Origin of the sequence: Polaromonas sp. (assembly GCF_043778355.1) — a bacterium.
Classification (GTDB): Bacteria; Pseudomonadota; Gammaproteobacteria; order Burkholderiales; family Burkholderiaceae_C; genus Polaromonas.
The window spans coordinates 30,124-50,711 of sequence record NZ_JAYWHI010000054.1 but is presented as its reverse complement, the minus strand read 5'-3'; the positions used below and the strand labels follow the sequence as shown (position 1 = coordinate 50,711).

General features: G+C 61.5%; 15 protein-coding genes. 14 read left to right on the top strand and 1 reads right to left on the bottom strand.

From position 1 onward, the window contains the following. Positions 1 to 39: 39 nt before the first annotated feature. Positions 40 to 2,316, top strand: coding sequence for an Orn/Lys/Arg decarboxylase N-terminal domain-containing protein (locus ACH2CW_RS09065; RefSeq protein WP_395057274.1), 2,277 nt, complete (start codon positions 40 to 42; stop codon positions 2,314 to 2,316). Continuing rightward, a complete protein-coding gene (locus ACH2CW_RS09060) occupies positions 2,313 to 3,080 on the top strand; it encodes a GNAT family N-acetyltransferase (RefSeq protein ID WP_395057272.1) in 768 nt (255 codons plus the stop codon). Before ACH2CW_RS09065 ends, ACH2CW_RS09060 begins: the two co-directional genes overlap by 4 nt. 227 nt (positions 3,081 to 3,307) lie before the next feature. Here ACH2CW_RS09060 and fabI read toward each other — a convergent pair whose 3' ends face one another. Then, on the bottom strand, positions 3,308 to 4,108 hold the full coding sequence (fabI, locus tag ACH2CW_RS09055) for an enoyl-ACP reductase FabI (protein WP_395057270.1): 801 nt from the start codon (positions 4,106 to 4,108) through the stop codon (positions 3,308 to 3,310). A gap of 36 nt (positions 4,109 to 4,144) precedes the next feature. Here fabI and ACH2CW_RS09050 point away from each other — a divergent pair, with 36 nt between their 5' ends. The 12 genes from ACH2CW_RS09050 (at position 4,145) to ACH2CW_RS08995 (ending at position 20,585) form a co-directional block, all read left to right on the top strand. Beyond that, positions 4,145 to 5,956, top strand: a complete 1,812-nt coding sequence (locus ACH2CW_RS09050; RefSeq protein ID WP_395057268.1) for an extracellular solute-binding protein — start codon at positions 4,145 to 4,147, stop codon at positions 5,954 to 5,956. Then, complete coding sequence (locus ACH2CW_RS09045) at positions 5,956 to 6,984, top strand: microcin C ABC transporter permease YejB (RefSeq protein ID WP_395057304.1); 1,029 nt, start codon at positions 5,956 to 5,958, stop codon at positions 6,982 to 6,984. The genes ACH2CW_RS09050 and ACH2CW_RS09045 overlap by 1 nt, the downstream gene beginning before the upstream one ends. Then, positions 6,968 to 8,104 (top strand): ABC transporter permease, encoded by a 1,137-nt coding sequence (locus ACH2CW_RS09040; RefSeq protein WP_395057266.1) that lies wholly within the window; start codon positions 6,968 to 6,970, stop codon positions 8,102 to 8,104. The genes ACH2CW_RS09045 and ACH2CW_RS09040 overlap by 17 nt, the downstream gene beginning before the upstream one ends. Further along, positions 8,104 to 9,792 carry an ABC transporter ATP-binding protein gene (locus ACH2CW_RS09035; RefSeq protein WP_395057264.1) on the top strand — a complete coding sequence of 563 codons (1,689 nt, stop codon included), beginning with the start codon at positions 8,104 to 8,106 and terminating at the stop codon, positions 9,790 to 9,792. The genes ACH2CW_RS09040 and ACH2CW_RS09035 overlap by 1 nt, the downstream gene beginning before the upstream one ends. A gap of 246 nt (positions 9,793 to 10,038) precedes the next feature. Next, entirely contained in the window at positions 10,039 to 10,617 is a 579-nt protein-coding gene (gene rimP / locus ACH2CW_RS09030; RefSeq protein ID WP_395057262.1) for a ribosome maturation factor RimP, read from the top strand. Between the two features lie 22 nt (positions 10,618 to 10,639). Further along, complete coding sequence (gene nusA / locus ACH2CW_RS09025; protein WP_395057260.1) at positions 10,640 to 12,181, top strand: transcription termination factor NusA; 1,542 nt, start codon at positions 10,640 to 10,642, stop codon at positions 12,179 to 12,181. 27 nt (positions 12,182 to 12,208) lie between these two features. Next, complete coding sequence (infB, locus tag ACH2CW_RS09020) at positions 12,209 to 15,103, top strand: translation initiation factor IF-2 (protein WP_395057258.1); 2,895 nt, start codon at positions 12,209 to 12,211, stop codon at positions 15,101 to 15,103. Positions 15,104 to 15,161: 58 nt separating this feature from the next. Continuing rightward, positions 15,162 to 15,530 (top strand): 30S ribosome-binding factor RbfA, encoded by a 369-nt coding sequence (rbfA, locus tag ACH2CW_RS09015; RefSeq protein ID WP_305346675.1) that lies wholly within the window; start codon positions 15,162 to 15,164, stop codon positions 15,528 to 15,530. 89 nt (positions 15,531 to 15,619) lie between these two features. Beyond that, entirely contained in the window at positions 15,620 to 16,642 is a 1,023-nt protein-coding gene (gene truB, locus ACH2CW_RS09010; RefSeq protein WP_395057256.1) for a tRNA pseudouridine(55) synthase TruB, read from the top strand. Positions 16,643 to 16,675: 33 nt separating this feature from the next. Then, entirely contained in the window at positions 16,676 to 18,499 is a 1,824-nt protein-coding gene (gene typA / locus ACH2CW_RS09005; protein ID WP_395057254.1) for a translational GTPase TypA, read from the top strand. Between the two features lie 74 nt (positions 18,500 to 18,573). Continuing rightward, positions 18,574 to 19,458 carry a DMT family transporter gene (locus ACH2CW_RS09000; RefSeq protein WP_395057252.1) on the top strand — a complete coding sequence of 295 codons (885 nt, stop codon included), beginning with the start codon at positions 18,574 to 18,576 and terminating at the stop codon, positions 19,456 to 19,458. Beyond that, entirely contained in the window at positions 19,455 to 20,585 is a 1,131-nt protein-coding gene (locus ACH2CW_RS08995; RefSeq protein WP_395057250.1) for an enoyl-CoA hydratase/isomerase family protein, read from the top strand. The genes ACH2CW_RS09000 and ACH2CW_RS08995 overlap by 4 nt, the downstream gene beginning before the upstream one ends. Positions 20,586 to 20,588 lie beyond the last annotated feature (3 nt).

The following is a 20,588-nucleotide window of genomic DNA, read 5'->3' as shown; positions in this document are numbered from 1 at the left end:
GATTCGATTTTTTTGGCAGTTCCAGGCAAAGGCCTCTTGATGAAATTCCGCTTCCCCATCGTCATCATCGACGAAGACTTCCGCTCCGAAAACACCTCTGGCCTGGGCATCCGTGCGCTGGCCCAGGCAATTGAAACGGAGGGCTTTGAAGTGCTGGGCGTCACCAGTTATGGCGACCTGTCGCAGTTTGCGCAGCAGCAAAGCCGTGCCAGTGCCTTCATCCTGTCGATTGACGACGAGGAGTTCACGCCCGGCCCGGACCTCGACCCCGCCGTGCTGAATCTGCGCCATTTCATCGAAGAGGTGCGGCGTAAAAACCTCGACGTGCCGATTTACGTCTACGGCGAGACCAAAACCTCGCGCCACATACCGAACGACATCCTGCGCGAGCTGCACGGCTTCATTCACATGTTCGAGGACACGCCCGAGTTCGTGGCGCGCCACATCATCCGTGAGGCCAAGAGTTACCTCGAAGGCGTGCAGCCGCCGTTTTTCAAGGCGCTGCTGGACTACGCCGAGGACGGCTCCTACTCCTGGCATTGTCCGGGGCATTCGGGCGGCGTGGCCTTTTTGAAAAGCCCGGTCGGGCAGATGTTCCACCAGTTTTTTGGCGAGAACATGCTGCGCGCCGACGTCTGCAACGCGGTCGAGGAGTTGGGTCAATTGCTGGACCATGATGGCCCGGTCGGCGCTTCCGAGCGCAATGCTGCGCGCATCTTCAATGCCGACCACTGCTTCTTCGTCACCAACGGCACCTCGACCTCGAACAAGATGGTCTGGCACCACACGGTGGCGCCGGGCGACGTGGTGGTGGTGGACCGCAACTGCCACAAGTCCATCCTGCACGCCATCATCATGACCGGGGCTATTCCCGTGTTCCTGAAACCGACGCGCAACCACTTCGGCATCATTGGCCCGATTCCGAAAGAAGAGTTCGAGCAAGCCTCGATCCAGGCCAAGATCAAGGCCAACCCGCTGCTCAAGGGCGTGGATGCAAAAAAGGTCAAGCCGCGCGTGTTGACCATCACGCAGTCCACCTACGACGGCGTGCTCTACAACACCGAAACCATCAAGGGCATGCTCGACGGCTATGTCGAGAACCTGCATTTCGACGAGGCCTGGTTGCCGCACGCCGCCTTCCACCCGTTTTATGGCAGTTACCACGCGATGGGCAAGAAACGCGCAAGGCCGAAACAGGCCATGGTCTACGCGACGCAGTCCATCCACAAGCTGCTGGCCGGCATCAGCCAGGCCAGCCATGTGCTGGTGCAGGACTCGCAGACCGTCAAGCTGGACCGCCACCTCTTCAACGAGGCTTTCCTGATGCACACCAGTACCAGCCCGCAGTACAGCATCATTGCGAGTTGTGACGTGGCCGCCGCGATGATGGAGCCGCCCGGCGGCACCGCGCTGGTGGAAGAAAGTATTGCCGAGGCGCTGGACTTCCGGCGTGCCATGCGCAAGGTCGATGAGGAATATGGCGACGACTGGTGGTTCAAGGTCTGGGGCCCGGACAAACTGGTGGACGAGGGCATAGGCCGTTCGGAAGACTGGATCATCAAGGGCGAGTCCAAAAACGCCAAGGCCGGTGTCAACTGGCACGGCTTCGGCAAGATGGCGACCGGCTTCAACATGCTGGATCCAATCAAGTCGACCATCGTCACGCCCGGCATGGACCTCAACGGCAAGTTCGCCAAAACCGGCATTCCGGCCAGTATCGTCACCAAGTTCCTGGCCGAACACGGGGTGGTGGTGGAGAAAACCGGCCTGTACAGCTTTTTCATCATGTTCACCATCGGCATCACGAAGGGCCGCTGGAACAGCATGTTGACCGCACTGCAACAGTTCAAGGACGACTACGCCAAGAACCAGCCGATGTGGCGCATCCTGCCCGAGTTCTGCCAGAAGTTTCCGCGCTACGAGAAGATGGGTCTCGCCGACCTGTGCCACCACATTCACAACCTGTACGCCAAGTACGACATTGCGCGCCTGACCACCGACATGTACCTGAGCGACCTGACGCCAGCCATGAAACCCAGCGACGCCTATGCGCATATCGCGCTGCACAAGACCGAACGTGTTGAGATCGACAAGCTCGAAGGCCGCATCACGGTGGGCCTGGTCACACCGTACCCGCCCGGCATCCCGCTGCTGATTCCCGGCGAGGTGTTCAACAAGAAAATTGTTGATTACCTGAAGTTCTCGCGCGAGTTCAACGCCCAGTGTCCCGGTTTCGAGACCGACATTCACGGTCTGGTTGAAGTGGAAGACGACAGCGGCAAAAAGCATTACTACGCCGACTGCGTGAAAGAGTGATCGCCTCCGGTGGTCCGGCTGCCAGGCCTGGCCACGATGTCGGGGGCATAGAGCGGGCAACCGCCTCGGCCGTGTCGCCGGAGTCTGTCGAAGAGCTTGACGGCTGGCTGCTGGCTTTTGATCGCGGCAGTGTGAACCGCGCCAAAAGCGCTGTCCCTCTGCAACACGCGGCCTGTGATGAGGCCGTCGTCGGCAAGATCGAGGCACGTTACGCCGCCCATGGCATGGCCCCGCTTTTTCGCCTGCCGACGCTGCTTTGTTTTGACGCTCTACGCCGCGAACTGACGCTGCGAGGCCTTGGCGCCCGAAGTCCCACGCAGGTGCAACTGGGCACGGTCAGCGCCATGCGCGCGGCTTGCGTCCGCTCGCCGGCCGACATCGCCACCACGCCGGATGCGGCCTGGGCCGCCTTGTTTCTGGGCGAGGGGGGTGATCCGGTGGACGGCGCCAGCCGTGTGGCGGCGCTCAGCCGCGCGCCGGGGTCGCTGTATGCCAGCGTGCGTGAGAACGGTCACACCATCGCGGCTGGTTCGGCTGCTTTTTCCCACGGCTGGGTCAGCGTGCACGGCATGCGCACGGCACCGGCGTGGCGCGGCCGTGGCATGGCCGGGCGCATCCTCGCTGCGCTGGCCGATGCGGCCGCCGCGCGCGGCCTGGAGCGCTGCTTTTTGCAGGTGGAGGCGGGCAATACGGCGGCGCAGGCGCTGTACCGGCGGGCGGGGTTTCAGACCGCCTGGACCTATGAATACTGGCGCCGGGATTGATCCCGGCAGCTTCAAATTGCTATGTTTTCAGGAGCTACGCACGCCCGCGTCCCATGGGCTAGACGCCAATTTGATGCTTTGTTTTTGGCCTGATACGCAGTTCGTCAGCTAGAAAAAATTCGGGATCCCGATTTTTAAGTCTTTTAGGCCTCTGGCCCATACCAGGCGGGCGCCAACAGCTATTAATTCAATAGCAAATGAGGCGCAACGCCACGCTGGCATTTTGCTCATGCAGCCTCGGACGGATCGCCAATACCGCCCACCACCTGGCTGAAACCGCCGTCTACATAGGTGATTTCGGCGCTGACACCGGCGGCCAGGTCACTGAGCAAAAAGGCGGCGACGTTGCCGACATCTTCAATCGTCACATTGCGACGGATCGGGGCGGCGGCCGTGGCCTTGAGCATCTTGCCGAAGTCCTTGATGCCGCTGGCGGCGAGTGTCTTGATCGGGCCGGCGCTGATGCCGTTGACACGCATGCCGGTGCCCTTGCTGCCCAGCGACTCGGCCAGGTAACGCACGCTGGCTTCCAGCGAAGCTTTGGCCAGACCCATGGTGTTGTAGTTGGGCAGCACGCGCAGCGCGCCCAGGTAGCTCAGGGTCAGCAGCGCCGACTTGGGGTTGAGCAGGGGCAGGGCGGCCTTGGCCATGGCCGGGAAGCTGTAGGCGCTGATGTCGTGCGCGATGCGGAAGCTCTCACGGCTCAGGCCGTCGAGGAAGTCGCCGGCAATCGCCTCGCGCGGGGCGAAGCCGATGCTGTGCACAAAGCCGTCGAAGCTCGGCCAGGTCTGCGACAGGTCGGCAAACATCTTGGCGATCTGCTCGTCGCTGCCAACGTCGCAGTCAAAAATCAGGGTGGAGTTGAAATCGGCCGCGAACTCGGTGATGCGCTCCTTGAAACGCTCGCCGACGTAGCTGAAGGCGAGTTCGGCGCCCTGGGCGTGGCAGGCCTTGGCGATGCCGTAAGCGATGGAGCGGTTGGACAACACGCCCGTGATCAACAGTTTTTTGCCGGAGAGAAAGCCCATGAGTGTTTCCAGTGAGAGTTGATGCAGAATTGTCGCATGCGGATTTTTGTGCGCTCGCTGTTCCCGATGTGGTTTGCCCTTGTGGCTGCGCCGTCCTGGGCGGCGCATGGATATGCCCTGTGGGGTGACCTGAAGTATCCGCCCGGATTTGGGAATTTTGCCTATGTGAATCCGGCCGCTCCCAAAGGCGGCGAGTTGCGTCTGGTCTCCAACCTGCGCGTGTCCACCTTCGACAAATACAACCCCTTCACCATCAAGGGCTCGGCGCCGGCCTATCTCTCGGGCCTGATGTTCGACAGCCTGCTGGCGGGCGCGCTGGATGAAACCGGCGCCGGCTATGGTTTGCTGGCCGAGGACGTGGAAGTGGCGCCCGACGGCTTGTCGGCCACCTTTCGGCTGCGCAAGGAAGCGCGTTTTCACAACGGTGACCCGGTGCTGGCCGCAGACGTGAAGCACAGCTACGACACACTGATAGGCCCCTACACCTCACCCGCTTACAAAACGGCGCTGGAAGACGTGGCGGGTCTGGACGTGGTAGACGAGCGCACCGTGCGTTACCGCTTCAAGCGCCTGAACCGCGAGATTCCCCTGACCGTTGGCGGCTTGCCGGTGTTCAGCCGCAAGTGGGGCATGGAAAACGGCAAACCAAAGCAGTTTGACCAGGTGGTGATGGACATTCCGATTGGCAGCGGTGCCTACAAGATCGGCCCGGTGCGTTTTGGCAAGGACATCACTTACGTGCGTGATGCCACCTACTGGGCGCGTGACCTCAACGTGCGCCGTGGCACCGCCAATTTCGAGCGCATCACCGTCAAGATCTACAAGGACAACACAGCGAGGCTGGAGGCCCTGAAGGCCGGCGAGTTTGACCTGATGCGTTTTTTTTCGGCGGGGGATTGGACCCGGCGCGTCACCGGCAAGCGTTTTGACACGGGCGAGCTTGTCAAGGGGGAGTTCAAGCACAAGCTGCCCTCAGGTTTTCAGAGTTACGTGCTCAACACCCGCAAGGACAAGCTCAAGGACGTGAGAGTGCGGGAGGCGCTGGGTCTGGCCATCGACTACGAGTGGATGAACCGGCAGATATTCTACAACTCCTACCAGCGCGTGGCGGGCTTGTTTGGCAACACCGACTGCCAGGCCACTGGTTCACCCGGCCCCGAGGAACTGGCCTTGCTGGAGCCCTGGCGCGGCAAGGTGCCCGAGGCGGTGTTCGGCCCCATGTACGTGCCGCCGCGCACCGATGGCGATTCTTCGCTGCGCGGCAATCTGCGCAAGGCGCGCGAGCTGCTCAGGCAAGCCGGCTGGGAAGTGCAGGGCGGCGTTCTGCGCAATGCGAAAGGCGAGGTTTTCTCACTGGAATACATGGACAGCAACGAGGGTGGCGCCCGCACCATTGCGCCCTGGATGCGCAACCTGGAGAAACTGGGCGTGCAGCTCAAATTCCGGCAGGTGGACTTTGCCCTGTACCAGCAGCGCCTGCAAAAATTTGATTTTGAGATCACCTCCCTGGCCTATCAGGGCACCCATACGCCGGGCCAGGAGTTCGCCGACCTGTTTGGCAGCAAGGCAGCCGACATCGAGGACTCCGGCAACCATGCAGGCGTTAAAAATCCGGCGGTGGACGACATGGTGTCGCGTATGACCGGCGCCAAAAGCAAGTCCGACCTGGTGCCGGCCTGCCGCGCGCTGGAGCGCATCATCGCGCACAGCCACTACCTGGTTCCGCAGTGGACGGCGGGCACCCACCGCATTGCCTACAACGCCTGGCGGCTGGCACTGCCGCCAGTGAGCCCGCCTTACGCGCAGAGCGAGGCCTGGGCCATTGACACCTGGTGGAGCAAGAAATAGTGGCCAGCTACATCCTCAAACGCCTGCTGCTCATGATCCCCACCTTGCTGGGCGTATTGCTGGTGACTTTTATCGTTACCCAGTTTGTGCCCGGCGGGCCGGTGGAGCAATACATGGCCGAAGCCAAAGCAGGCGCGGGTGGCTCTACCGAGGGTGGGGGTCTGAGCTACCGCGGCGCGCAGGGCGTGGACAGCAAAAAGCTCGAGCAGATCAAGGCGCTCTACGGTTTTGACAAGCCTGCGCATGAGCGCTTCTGGCAGATGCTGGGCCAGTACGCCCGTTTTGATCTGGGCAGGAGTTTTTTCCAGAACAAGGACGTGTGGCAACTGATTGTGGAAAAACTCCCGGTGTCCATCAGCCTGGGCTTGTGGACTTTTTTCATCAGCTACCTGATCGCTGTGCCGTTGGGTGTGGCCAAGGCGGTGCGGGCGGGCTCGCGCTTTGACCTGGTCACCACGCTGCTGGTGCTGGTCGGTTACGCGATCCCCGGATTTGTGCTGGGCGTGGCCTTGCTGGTGGTTTTTGGCGGCCAGCTGCAGTGGTTTCCGCTGCGTGGGCTGACCTCCAGCAACTGGGAAGAGCTCAGCTGGGGCGCGCGCATCGTGGACTATCTGTGGCACATCGCCATGCCGATCACGGCCATGGTGGTGGGCAGCTTTGCCGTCACCACCATGCTGACCAAAAACTCCTTCCTCGAAGAAATCCGCAAGCAATACGTGCTGACGGCGCGTGCCAAGGGCCTGTCCGAGCGGCAGGTGCTCTGGAAGCATGTGTTGCGCAACGCCATGATGCCCATCATCGCCGGCTTTCCGGCGGCATTCCTGGGCGCTTTTTTCACTGGCGCATTGCTGATTGAAACCCTGTTCTCGCTCGACGGACTGGGATTGCTGAGTTACGAAAGCGTGATCCGGCGCGACTACCCCGTGGTGCTGGGCACGCTGTACCTGTTCACGCTGATCGGTTTGATAACAAAGCTGATCAGCGACCTCGGTTATGTTTTGGTGGACCCGCGTGTCAGATTTGACTAGCCCCCCAGAAGCCGCCTCCGGCGGTCTTCCCCCCAGGGAGACGCCACCTGCGGACGGGCAGAGCCAGCTCCGCGATGGCCCGGTGGAACACCCGGTTCATCTCTCCCCAAGTAAGCGGGCCTGGCGACGCTTCAAGCGCAACCGCCTGGGCTTCTGGAGCTTGCTGCTGTTCAGCCTGATGCTGTTCGTCAGCCTGTTTGCCGAAGTGGTCTCCAATGACAGGCCGCTGGTGGTGCATTTCAAGGGCCAGTTTTACTTCCCCATAGCCACCACTTATCCCGAAAAAACCTTTGGCGGGGACTTCGAAACACCCACCGATTTTCTGGATCCCTTTATTCGCGAGCAATTGTCCAAAGGGGACAACTGGGCGATTTACGCGTCCAATCCCTATGGTCCGAAAACGCTGAACTACTTTGCCAAGGAGCCGAATCCTTCCAAACCCACGCGCGACAACCTGCTGGGCACGGACGACCGCGGGCGCGATTTGCTGGCGCAGCTGATTTATGGCTTTCGGCTGTCGGTGCTGTTTGCGCTGGCGCTCACCGCCATTGGTGTGCTGATTGGCGTGATCAGCGGCGCGATTCAGGGCTTCTTTGCCGGCAAGATCGACCTGGCCTTCCAGCGATTTATCGAAATCTGGGACGCCATGCCGGAGTTGTACCTTTTGATCATCTTCAGTGCCATCTTCGCGCCCAGCGTGACGCTGTTGCTGGTATTGCTTTCACTGTTCGGCTGGATGGGCCTGTCGCAGTACGTGCGTGCTGAATTCCTGCGCAACCGGCAAATGGAGTACGTCAAGGCAGCGCGCGCTCTGGGTGTGAGCAATGGCCGCATCATGTGGCGCCATATCCTGCCCAACAGCATGACGCCGGTCATCACCTTTTTGCCGTTTCGCATGAGCGGCGCGATTCTGGCACTGACCTCGCTGGACTTCCTGGGCCTGGGAGTGCCTCCCGGTACGCCCTCGCTGGGCGAGTTGCTGAGCCAGGGCAAAAACAACATCGACGCCTGGTGGATTTCGCTGTCGACCTTTGCGGTGCTGGTCATCACGCTCCTGCTCTTGACCTTCATGGGCGACGCCTTGCGTGATGCCCTTGACCCGAGAAAGGCTGACAAGTGATGGCTGGACCGACACCACTGCTTGATGTCAAGGGCTTGCGCGTCTCATTTGGAGGCAAGGAAGTCGTTCACGGCGTGGATTTCCATATCAAGCCCGGCGAAAAGCTGGCACTGGTGGGTGAGTCCGGCTCCGGCAAAACCGTCACGGCGCTGGCGCTGCTGCGGCTGGTGCTGAACGCCGAGATCTCCGGCTCCGCCTTGCTTTCTGGCGCCGAGCCCCGGTCTCAGGGCCCCCACGCTTCGCTGCCCCCCGAGGGGGCTTTAGCGCCTAGGGGCAGCCCGTCGGCGCTCACCGGCCTTGACTTGTTGTCGATTTCAGAGCGCGAGCTGCGTACCATCCGTGGCCGCGAGATCGCGATGATTTTTCAGGAGCCCATGACCGCCCTGAATCCGCTGTACACCGTGGGCAACCAGATTGCCGAGGTGTTGCAGCTCAAACAGGGACTGTCCAACCGCCAGGCCTGGGACTCGGCGATTGAAGCGCTGGCTGCCACCGGCATTCCGGAACCGGCGCGCCGCGCCCAGGCCTATCCGCACCAGTTGTCGGGCGGTCAGCGTCAGCGTGCCATGATTGCGATGGCTTTGGCCGGGCGTCCCAAGCTGCTCCTGGCCGACGAGCCCACCACCGCCCTCGATGTGACACTGCGGGTGCAAATCCTGGAGCTGCTGGCCGACCTGCAGCGTCAGACCGGCATGGCTGTTCTGCTGATCACCCACGACCTGAACCTGGTGCGGCGTTTTGCCGACCGGGTAGCGGTGATGGAAAACGGTCACCTGGTTGAAAGCGGCGCGGTCAACGCGGTGTTCTCGCAGCCGCAGCACGCCTACACCCGCAAGCTCATCGACAGCCGGCCGCAGCGGGATGTCTCGGAGACGGCGGCCGCGGCGGCTGCACCGGTGATGCAGGGGCATGATCTGCGGGTAACTTATCCGACCCCCCTTGCCGGCATCCGTGGCTGGTTCAAAAAGGGCGAGTTCGTGGCTGTCAAGGGGGCCGCTTTTTCCGTTGAGCCCGGCCGTACCCTGGGTGTGGTGGGCGAGTCGGGCTCGGGCAAGTCCACGCTGGCCATGGCCGCCTTGGGCCTGCTTCCCTATGCGGGCAGGCTGGACGTGGTCGGGCGCCGGTGGGGTCCGGACGCTGCTGGCAACAAGGCCATACGCCAGATGGTGCAGGTGGTGTTTCAGGACCCTTATTCCTCGTTGTCGCCGCGCATGACGGTGGAGGAAATCGTCGGTGAGGGCTTGTTGGTTCATGAACCGGACCTCCAACGGGACGGTCGGCGCGAGCGGGTCATTTCGGCGCTCGCCGATGTCGGCCTCGGCGAGACGCAGTTTCCCGGACTTTTGCAGCGTTATCCGCACGAGTTTTCAGGCGGCCAGAGGCAGCGGCTGGCCATCGCGCGGGCCTTGATCGTCAATCCCCAGTTGCTGGTGCTCGACGAGCCGACCAGCGCGCTCGATGTAACCATCCAGAAACAGGTGCTGCAACTGCTGCAAAAACTTCAGCGCGAACGCGGCCTCAGTTATTTGCTGATCACCCACGATGTGGACGTGATCCGCGCCATGGCGCACCAGGTCATGGTCATGAAGGACGGCGAGGTGTTGGAATCCGGCCCGGTGGACCAGATCCTGAACCACCCGGCGCATCCCTACACCCGCATTCTGGTGGCTGCGCAGGACAGTCCCTAACAATCAGTTTTGGCGAATTTGCCGGTTCATTCAAGCAAAACGAAATAATCATTTCGTTTGTCGGGACGTCCGTCGAAGGGGCTGTATCCGGTCTCGGGCATGCAAACTGCTTGCACAGGCAGACGCATCGGAGTAGAATATGCGCTTCACGACCAAATGGGCGGGTTTTCACCGCCCATTTTTTTTGGGCGTTTGTTTTTGCAAACTGATTTTATTGAGAAGCTGGCGAAGCGACATTTGAACTGAATGGCCTTACACGAAACGATTGAGCAAACCGTCACGGGACTGGGTTACGAACTGGTGGAAATCGAGCGTACCAGTGGTGGCTTGCTGCGTGTGACGATTGATCAGCCCCAGGTCGAAGGCGCGCCGGAACAGTTCATCAATGCGGAAGACTGCGAGAAGGTCACGCGCCAGCTGCAGTTTGTGCTTGAAGTGGAGGGTGCTGCGTATTCCCGGCTCGAGGTGAGCTCGCCGGGCATAGACAGGCCCCTGCGCAGTGAAAAGGATTTTGTGCGCTTCACCGGTGAGCTGGTGGACATCACGCTGAAGGCGGCCATTGGCTCTGCGGCCGCGGCCGGGTCGGGCATAGCGGCCAGTCGCAAGAAATTTCGCGGCACGCTGGAGCGTGCGGCATCGGGTTGGCAGATTGTGTGGAGCGAAGAGCCTGCCGTCAAACCCGGCGTGAAGGTGAGCAAGAACAGGGTTCCCGCGCCGCTGCAGGCGATGGGTTTCACGCTCGATGAGATTGCACAGGCCCGTCTGGCGCCTGTGGTTGACTTCAAGGGGCGCCGGCCGAAAAGCCCGCCCGCAACAGAGATATAAAAAGGAAAGGCAGGCTTGTGAAATGAATCGCGAACTGTTGATGTTGGTGGATGCCATCTCGCGTGAGAAAAATGTTGAACGTGACGTCGTTTTTGGTGCCGTCGAGCTTGCGCTCGCTTCGGCTACCAAAAAGGTCTACGCCGAAGGCACGGACATCCGTGTTGTGGTGGACCGCGACAGTGGCAACTACGAAACTTTCCGCCGCTGGCTGGTCGTTCCCGACGAGGCTGGCCTGCAAAATCCTGAAGCTGAAGAGCTGGTCAGTGATGCCCGCGAAGAGATCGCCGACATCGAGGAGGGCGACTTCATCGAAAAGCCGGTCGAAAGCCTGCCGATTGGCCGCATTGGCGCCCAAGCCGCCAAGCAGGTCATCCTGCAGAAAATCCGCGACGCCGAGCGCGAGATGCTGCTCAACGACTTCATGTCGCGCGGCGACAAGATTTTTGTCGGCACCGTCAAGCGCATGGACAAGGGCGACATCATTGTCGAGTCCGGCCGTGTTGAAGGCCGGTTGCGCCGCGGCGACATGATTCCGAAAGAAAACCTGCGCTCCGGCGACCGCGTCCGCGCCATGATCATGGAAGTCGACACCACCCTGCGTGGCGCGCCCATCATCCTGTCGCGTACCTCGCCCGAGTACATGATCGAGCTGTTCCGCCAGGAAGTGCCCGAGATCGAGCAGGGCCTGCTGGAGATCAAGTCCTGCGCACGCGACCCCGGTTCGCGCGCCAAAATTGCCGTGTTATCGCATGACAAACGTGTCGATCCGATCGGTACCTGCGTCGGCGTTCGTGGCACCCGCGTCAACGGCGTGACCAATGAACTTGCCGGTGAACGTGTCGACATCGTGCTGTGGAGCGAAGACCCGGCGCAATTTGTGATCGGCGCGCTGGCACCTGCCAATGTCTCGTCCATCGTGGTTGACGAAGAGCGTCATGCCATGGACGTGGTGGTCGACGAGGAAAACCTTGCGATCTCCATTGGCCGAGGCGGCCAGAACGTACGCCTTGCCGCCGAGCTGACCGGCTGGAAAATCAACATCATGACGGCCGACGAGTCCGCTGAAAAGCAGGCCACCGAGACGGACACCAGCCGCAAGCTCTTCATGGAAAAGCTTGATGTGGACGAGGAAATCGCCGACATCCTGATTTCCGAAGGCTTCACCAGCCTCGAAGAGGTAGCTTATGTGCCACTGCAGGAAATGCTGGAGATTGAGTCTTTTGACGAAGACACTGTCAACGAGCTGCGCACGCGCGCCAAGGATGCGCTGTTGACCATGGAAATCGCCAAGGAAGAAAACGCCGAAGGTGTCTCGCAGAATCTGCGCGACGTGGACGGCTTGAGCCCTGAGTTGATTGCCAAGCTGACTGAAGCGGGTGTTGCCACTCGTGACGACCTGGCCGATCTGGCGGTCGATGAATTAACCGAGATCACCGGCCAGTCCGAGGACGAAGCCAAAGCCCTGATCATGACCGCCCGCGCCCATTGGTTTACCGATGACGCCGCCGAGCCTGCCGTTGCCGCTGAGCCTGCTGATGCAGACCTCGCGTCCAAAGAGCAATGATCATGGAGGCCAGCAGGAAAAAAACATATGTCCAGTACCACTACCGTCGCTGAATTCGCAGCTGAACTGAATAAACCCACCGCCACACTGATCGAGCAATTGACCAGTGCCGGTGTTGCCAAGGCGCAAGCCGATGACCACCTGTCCGAGTCCGACAAGCAAAAGCTGCTGAGCTACTTGCAGGCGAGCCACGGCACCGCCAGCGCCGAGCGCAAGAAAATCACCCTGGTCAAGAAGTCCACCAGCGAAATCAAGCAGGCGGACGCTACGGGCCGCGCCCGCACCATCCAGGTCGAGGTTCGCAAAAAGCGCACTTTCGTCAAGCGTGATGAGGGCTCCGAGCAGCCGGCTGAAGAGCAAAATGTGGCGGCCGTTGCGCCACAGGCCCCGTCGGTTGACGATGCCGAACTGGCTCGCCGCGAGGAAGAAGCCAGCCGACACGCCGAATTGTTGCGCCGGCAGGAAGAGGAGCTGACAGAAAAACGCCGCCTGCGTGAAGAGCAGGACGCCAGGGACCAAGCGCGCGAGCAGCAGGAGCGCGATGCCGCCGAGCAGACGGCACAGGCCGCAGCGCAGGCCGCCGAAGCTGCCAGCAAGGCCAAGCCGACCAGCAAAGCTGCCAAGGCTGTCGCCGCCGAAGTGCCCGCTGCCGAGGATGCCGCTGCCGCTGAACAAGCCGCAGCCAAGGCCGCACAAGCCAGTGCCGCCCAGGCAGCAGCCAAAGCCAAAGCCACCGCCGAATTTCAGGCGGATGCCGTCAAGGCGCAGGATCTGCAGGACCGCCGCAAAAAAGCCGAGGCCGAAGCTGCCGGCATTCGCGCGATGATGAACGCGCCCAAACGCGTTCTGGTGCCGCATGTCGACCCGAAAGCCGCCATCAAGGGCACGCTGCACAAACCGGCCGTGGTGCCGGGCGCCGCCAAACCGGCTGCCGCAGGTGCGCCTGCAGCCGCTGGTGCCGCCGGCAAGAAGGAAGTCAAGTCGGAGAACCTGTCTTCGACCTGGAAAGACGACGCGGCCAAGAAAAAAGGCGAAATCAAGACCCGTGGTGCACCGGTGGTACCGGGGCGCGGCAACTTCCGTGGCGGCCCGCGTGGCCGCCGCACACCGGACCGCGATTCGCGTTCCGAGTCGAATTTTGTGGCGCCGACCGAATTCAAGGTCATTGAGGTGCATGTGCCCGAAACCATCACGGTGGCCGAACTTGCCCACAAGATGAGCGTCAAGTCCTCCGAGGTCATCAAGCACCTGATGAAGCTGGGGCAGATGGTCACCATCAACCAGCCGCTGGACCAGGACACCGCGATGATCGTCGTGGAGGAGATGGGTCACAAGGCGGTGACCGCTTCGCTGGACGATCCGGAGGCCTTTGCCGACGAGGACGTTCAGGGCCAGCAGGCCGAGTTGCTGCCGCGCGCGCCGGTCGTGACCGTCATGGGCCACGTCGACCACGGCAAGACCTCGCTGCTCGACTACATCCGTACTGCCAAGGTGGCCTCCGGTGAAGCCGGCGGCATCACCCAACACATCGGCGCTTACCACGTGGAAACCCCGCGCGGCATGGTGTCCTTCCTGGACACGCCAGGTCACGAGGCGTTCACCGCCATGCGTGCCCGTGGCGCCCAGGCAACCGACATCGTGATCCTGGTGGTGGCCGCCGACGACGGCGTGATGCCGCAGACCCGTGAGGCCATCAAACATGCGAAAGCAGCCGGTGTGCCCATCGTGGTGGCGATCAACAAGATCGACAAGCCCGGCATCAACATGGAACGTGTCAAGGGCGAGCTGGTCACTGAAGAAGTGATCCCTGAAGAGTTCGGCGGCGACGTGCCTTTTGTCGGCGTGTCGGCCCATACCGGCGCCGGCATCGATGCCCTGCTCGAACAGGTGCTGCTGCAGGCCGAGGTGCTGGAACTGAAAGCACCGGTTGATGCACTGGCCAAGGGTTTGGTGATTGAAGCCCGCCTCGACAAGGGCCGCGGCCCGGTCGCCACCGTGCTGGTGCAAGCCGGCACGCTGAAGGCCGGCGACGTGGTGCTGGCCGGTTCGACCTTTGGCCGCGTGCGCGCCATGCTCGACGAAAACGGCAAGCCGATCAAAACCGCAGGTCCGTCGATCCCGGTCGAAATCCAGGGTCTGACGGAAGTGCCGCAGGCCGGTGACGAATTCATGGTCATGCTCGACGAGCGCCGTGCCCGCGAAATCTCCACCTACCGTGCCGGCAAGTTCCGCAACACCAAGCTGGCCAAACAGCAGGCGTCCAAGCTGGAGAACATGTTCTCCGACATCGGCGCCGGCGAGGTCAAGATGCTGCCCATCATCATCAAGGCCGATGTGCAGGGTTCGCAGGAAGCACTGGCCCAGTCGCTGCTCAAGCTCTCAACCGACGAGGTCAAGGTGCAACTGGTGTACTCCGGCGTCGGTGGTATTTCCGAATCGGACGTGAATCTGGCGATTGCGTCCAAGGCAGTGGTGATCGGTTTCAACACCCGCGCCGATGCCCAGGCCCGCAAGCAGGCTGAAAACAACGGCGTCGATCTTCGTTACTACAACATCATTTATGACGCTGTGGACGAGTTGCGCGCCGCGATGTCGGGCATGCTGACGCCGGACAAGAAGGAAGAAGTCATCGGCACGGCCGAGATCCGCCAGGTGTTCAAGGTCAGCAAGATCGGCTCGATTGCCGGCTGTATGGTCACCGCCGGTGTGGTCCGCCGCGCCGCGCGCCTGCGCCTGCTGCGCGAGAACGTGGTTGTCTTCACCGGTGAACTCGACTCGCTCAAACGTTTCAAGGACGATGCCAAGGAAGTCAAGGAAGGCTTCGAGTGCGGCCTGAACGTCAAGGGCTACAACGACATCCAGGTGGGCGACATGCTGGAGTTCTTTGAAATCCGTGAAGTGGCCAGGACGCTGGAGGCCTGATTGTCGCAAGGCCGGCTGCCCCCCCAGGGCAGCCGGCCGACCGGCAGGCTCATTGTTTATGCGTAAAAAATCATCCACCCCGAACCGCGGCTTTCGCGTTGCCGATCAGATCCAGCGTGATCTGACGGAACTGATCGCGCGCGAGCTCAAGGACCCGCGGGTGGGCATGGTCACGATCCAGGCGGTCGAGGTGACGCCCGATTACGCACATGCCAAGGTGTTTTTCAGCGTACTGATTGGCGACCCGACCGAGTGTGAAACCGCGCTGAACCAGGCCGCAGGCTTTCTGCGTAATGGCCTGTTCAAAAAGCTGATGATCCACACCGTGCCGACTTTGCATTTCCAGTTTGACCGCACCACCGAGCGTGCGGCTGACATGAACGCCTTGATTGCCAAGGCGGTTTCCTCCCGCGCCCAGGACGACTGAAACGTACCGTTCCCCTTCGACAGGCTCAGGGTGAACGGTACTTTCCGCGAACGGTTTTTTCCGTTCGCGTTGAGCTTGTCGAAACGCTTATGCCGAAAACACACCTTCACCGCCAGAAAATACAGCGACGTCCCGTGCATGGCGTGCTGCTGCTCGACAAGCCGCTGGGCCTGTCGAGCAATCAGGCCTTGCAGAAGGCGAAGTGGCTGCTGCGCGCGGACAAGGCCGGGCACACCGGCACGCTGGACCCGCTGGCGACCGGCGTGTTGCCGCTGTGTTTCGGCGCGGCTACCAAGTTCAGCCAGCTCCAGCTGGATGCCGACAAGACCTATGAAGCTGTGCTGCTGCTGGGCACTAAAACCAGCACCGCCGATGCCGAAGGCGATGTTATTGAAACGCGTCCGGTGTCGCCCATCACGCCGGAGCTGCTGGCCGAAATGACACGCCGCTTTACCGGTCCGCTGGCGCAGGTGCCGCCCATGTATTCGGCGCTGAAGAAAGACGGCAAGGCGCTGTATGAATATGCGCGCAAGGGCGAGGAAGTCGAGCGGGAGGCCCGCCACATCACCATCTACAAGCTGGAAATGGCTCCAGCCCATGACTCGCGTGCGCAAGCAGCTATCAAAATCATAGTGTCCTGCAGCAAGGGCACCTACATCCGTACCTTGGGTGAAGACATCGGCGAGGCCATCGGCTGCGGCGCCCACCTCGGCTCGCTGCGCAGACTGGAGACCGGTGGATTTACCGACAGCCAGTGCGTGAGCCTGCCGGCACTCGAGGCCATGAGCGAGGCCGAACGCGAAGCCTGCCTGCTGCCGGTTCAGTCGCTGGTGGCCAGTTATCCCCTTGTCACATTGGGCGCCGATGATGCAGGGCGTTTCCTCAGCGGCCTGCGCCGTCGTGGCACTGTCGGCCAGTGGGGCCCCGACGCCGCGCTGGTGCAGGTGTTCGCCACAGAGCCTGCGGCGTTTTTGGGCTCAGCCCACGTGACTGCCGACGAATTGATCCCCGGCCGCCTGCTCAGCCCGATTGAAGTCCAGGACATGCTGACGACCCGCAGCACGGCCTCACCCGTTTCCTCCAGCCCCGCGGCCAGTGCCGCGATGGCCTGACATCACCGATTTGAAGTTTTTAGAAAGCGAACCATGAGTCACAAACAAATCCGCAACATCGCCATCATCGCCCACGTCGACCACGGCAAGACCACCATGGTCGACCAGTTGCTGCGTCAGTCTGGCACCTTTGCCGAGCACGAAAAAATGGTCGATACCGTGATGGACAACAACGCCATCGAAAAAGAGCGCGGTATCACCATCCTGGCCAAAAACTGCGCCGTGACCTGGGAAGGCACCCACATCAACATCGTCGACACCCCCGGCCACGCTGACTTCGGCGGTGAGGTGGAGCGTGCGTTGTCCATGGTCGATGGCGTGGTGCTGCTGATTGACGCGCAGGAAGGCCCGATGCCGCAAACGCGTTTTGTGACCAAGAAGGCGCTGGCCCTGGGCCTCAAACCGATTCTGGTGGTCAACAAGGTGGACAAGCCCGGTGCCCGTCCCGATTACGTGGTCAACGCCGCATTCGACCTGTTCGACAAGCTCGGCGCGACTGACGAACAACTCGATTTTCCGGTGGTGTATGCCTCAGGCATCAACGGCTGGTCGTCGCTGGAAGAGGGCCCGCCCAACGAACAGTGGGGCCCCGACATGTCGGCCCTGTTCAATACCATCCTCAAACATGTGCCGCATCAGGAAGGTGACCCTGCCGCGCCGCTGCAACTGCAGATTTCCGCGCTCGACTTCTCGACCTTTGTCGGTCGTATCGGCGTAGGCCGCATCAGCCAGGGCACGATCAAGCCGATGATGGACGTGGTGGTCATGGAAGGCCCGGACGGCAAGGCCATCAAGGGCCGGATCAACCAGGTGCTGACTTTCCAGGGCCTGGAGCGCGTGCAAGCCACTGAAGCCGGCCCTGGCGAAATTGTGCTGATCAACGGCATCAACGAGATCGGCATCGGCGTGACCATCACCGACCCGGTCACCCCGGCACCGCTGCCCATGCTCAAGGTCGATGAGCCGACCCTGACCATGAATTTCTGCGTCAACACCAGCCCCCTGGCCGGCCGCGAAGGCAAATACGTCACCAGCCGTCAGATCTGGGACCGCCTGCAAAAAGAACTGCAGCACAACGTGGCCTTGCGCGTCAAGGAAACCGACGAAGAAGGTATTTTTGAAGTCATGGGCCGCGGCGAGTTGCACCTGACCATCCTGCTGGAAAACATGCGCCGTGAAGGTTTTGAGCTGGCGGTGTCCAAGCCGCGTGTCGTGATGAAGGAAGTCAACGGTGAAAAGCACGAGCCGATCGAGCTGGTCACTGCCGACATCGAGGAAGCCCATCAGGGCGGCGTGATGCAGGCCCTGGGCGAGCGCAAGGGCGACCTGGTCAATATGGAATCTGATGGCCGTGGCCGTGTGCGTCTCGAATACCGTATTCCGGCGCGTGGCCTGATTGGTTTTACCAACGAATTTTTGAACCTGACGCGCGGCTCCGGCCTGATCTCCAACATCTTTGACAGCTACGAGGCGCATCGCGGCGAGATCGGTGGCCGCAAGAATGGCGTGCTGATCTCAATGGATGCGGGTGAAATTTTCACCTATGCCCTGGGCAAGCTGGACGACCGCGGCCGCATGTTCGTCAAGGCCAATGATCCCGTGTATGAAGGCATGATTGTCGGCATTCACAGCCGCGACAACGATCTGGTGGTCAACGCCACGCGCACCAAGCAACTGACCAACTTCCGTGTGTCCGGCAAGGAAGACGCGATCAAGATCACGCCGCCGATTGAGCTGACGCTGGAATATGGCGTTGAATTTATCGAGGAAGACGAGCTGGTCGAAATCACGCCCAAGTCGGTGCGTCTGCGCAAGCGTCACCTGACAGAAAGCGAACGCAAGCGCGCGGGACGTTGATCCTCAGGAACGGGCAAGGCGGAAAGCGGGCGTATTGACGCCTGTTTTTCGCCTTTTTCTTGTTTGGATACTGAATGAAACTGACCCACAGCCGCGCCGTCTTGCTGATGATCGCCATCACCCTGATGTGGTCGATTGCCGGCGTGGTCACGCGCCACCTTGAGTCGGCCCGGAGTTTTGAGGTAACTTTCTGGCGCAGCTTTTTCACCTTGCTGTCCTTGATGGTGATCTTGCCGATGTTTCAGGGGCGCGAGGTGTTCTCGCGCATCCGCCATGCCGGCCGCTTCCTGTGGATCTCCGGCATCTGCTGGAGCATCATGTTCACCGCCTTCATGCTGGCCTTGACCATGACCACCGTGGCCAACGTGCTGGTGACGATGGCGCTTGGACCTTTTCTGACGGCGCTGATCGCACGGGTGTTCATCGGTCACCGTATCGCGCCACGCACCTGGGTCGCGATTGCCGTGGCAGGCGTGGGCATCGCCTGGATGTACGGCAGCCAGGTCAAGCTGGGTGGGGGCGTGGGGCAATTTGCCGGCTCACTGGTGGCGCTGCTGGTACCCATGGCTGCCGCAGTGAACTGGACCGTGGTGCAGCGCAGCCAGGCCCATGGCGAAAAAATCGACCTGGTGCCCGCCGTGCTGGTGGGCGCGGCAATTTCGTCCTTGATGACCTTGCCGCTGGCTTTCCCGTTTGCCGCCACCGGGCGTGACCTCGGTTTGCTGGCATTGCTCGGCCTGGTGCAGCTCGCGATTCCCTGTGTGCTCTCTGTCATGTGCGCGCGCGTGCTGAAGGCGCCGGAGATGGCGCTGCTGGCACTGCTGGAGATTATTTTCGGCATCCTGCTGGCCTGGCTGGGTGCCGGTGAAGTACCGGCCGCCAGTGTGCTGAGCGGTGGCCTGCTGGTCATAGGCGCGCTGGTGTTGAACGAAGTGATGGCATGGAGACAAAGAGCATGAACCAGACATACGAACCGAAATCCGTCGGGGACGTCCTGACCGAGGTGCGCGGCCAGATTGGCTTCATCACCCTGAACCGCCCCAAGGCGCTCAACGCGCTGTCGCTGCCCATGGTGCGCGAACTGGCTGCGGCGCTGACCGCGTGGCAGGGCGATCCGGTCATTCTGGCGGTGGCGATACGCGGCACCAACAAGGTCGGCCGTCCCGGCACGCCGGAGGCCCTGTTCGGCGGTTTTTCTGCGGGCGGCGACATCCGCTTTTTCCATGAAGTGGCGCTGGCGGGTGATACCTCGCTCGACGCTTTTTTCACCGAGGAATACAGGCTCAACCACCTGATCCACAACTACGCGAAGCCCTACATCGCCTTCATGGACGGTGTCGTCATGGGCGGCGGCATGGGCATTTCACAAGGCGCCAAGGTCCGCATCGTCACCGAGCGCAGCAAGCTGGCCATGCCGGAAACCAACATCGGGCTGTTCCCCGATGTCGGCGGCGGCTACTTCCTGAGCCGCTGCCCCGGCAGCATCGGCGAGTACCTGGCACTGACTGGCGTGGTGATTGACGGCGATGAAGCGCTGGCTTATGGACTGGCTGACATCAAGCTGCCGGCGGCCACTTTGCCTGCCCTGTGGCGGGCGCTGGGTGATCAGGTTTTTGCAACACCTGCCGCTGTAGAAGCCTGGATTGCTACTGATTTGATAGCTGGTTACGCCCGACCGGCAAGGGCTGAAGGCCAATTCGATCAGTATTTTTCGCTCGCACGGGTGAAACACATGGTCGATGCGCTGGAGGCCGCGCCTGACGACGCGGCCCGAAAAATCGGCGCTCTGTTGCGCAAGCGCTCGCCGCTGATGCTGCATGTGACGCTGGAGCAGATCCGCCGCGCCAGGACACTGAGTCTGGCCGACGACCTGCGCATGGAGCGTGACATCGTGCATCACTGCTTCCATCTGAATCCCGGCGCCGCCAGCGACACTGTGGAGGGCATACGCGCGCTGGCCATCGACAAGGACTACACGCCGAAGTGGAACCCGGCGCGTATTGAAGACGTTAAACCGGCGATGACGCAGGCGTTTTTCGTCAGCCCCTGGACCGCCGATACACACCCGCTGCGCGACCTGGCTTGATCC

Bases quoted from the DNA above. Each gene is read 5' to 3' on its own strand.
- ACH2CW_RS09050 (WP_395057268.1), top strand. From the start codon at position 4,145: ATGCGGATTTTTGTGCGCTCGCTGTTCCCGATGTGGTTTGCCCTTGTG.
- ACH2CW_RS09065 (WP_395057274.1), top strand. From the start codon at position 40: ATGAAATTCCGCTTCCCCATCGTCATCATCGACGAAGACTTCCGCTCC.
- nusA (WP_395057260.1), top strand. From the start codon at position 10,640: ATGAATCGCGAACTGTTGATGTTGGTGGATGCCATCTCGCGTGAGAAA.
- ACH2CW_RS08995 (WP_395057250.1), top strand. From the start codon at position 19,455: ATGAACCAGACATACGAACCGAAATCCGTCGGGGACGTCCTGACCGAG.
- typA (WP_395057254.1), top strand. From the start codon at position 16,676: ATGAGTCACAAACAAATCCGCAACATCGCCATCATCGCCCACGTCGAC.
- ACH2CW_RS09035 (WP_395057264.1), top strand. From the start codon at position 8,104: ATGGCTGGACCGACACCACTGCTTGATGTCAAGGGCTTGCGCGTCTCA.
- truB (WP_395057256.1), top strand. From the start codon at position 15,620: ATGCCGAAAACACACCTTCACCGCCAGAAAATACAGCGACGTCCCGTG.
- rbfA (WP_305346675.1), top strand. From the start codon at position 15,162: ATGCGTAAAAAATCATCCACCCCGAACCGCGGCTTTCGCGTTGCCGAT.
- ACH2CW_RS09000 (WP_395057252.1), top strand. From the start codon at position 18,574: ATGAAACTGACCCACAGCCGCGCCGTCTTGCTGATGATCGCCATCACC.
- fabI (WP_395057270.1), bottom strand. From the start codon at position 4,108: ATGGGCTTTCTCTCCGGCAAAAAACTGTTGATCACGGGCGTGTTGTCC.
- rimP (WP_395057262.1), top strand. From the start codon at position 10,039: ATGGCCTTACACGAAACGATTGAGCAAACCGTCACGGGACTGGGTTAC.
- infB (WP_395057258.1), top strand. From the start codon at position 12,209: ATGTCCAGTACCACTACCGTCGCTGAATTCGCAGCTGAACTGAATAAA.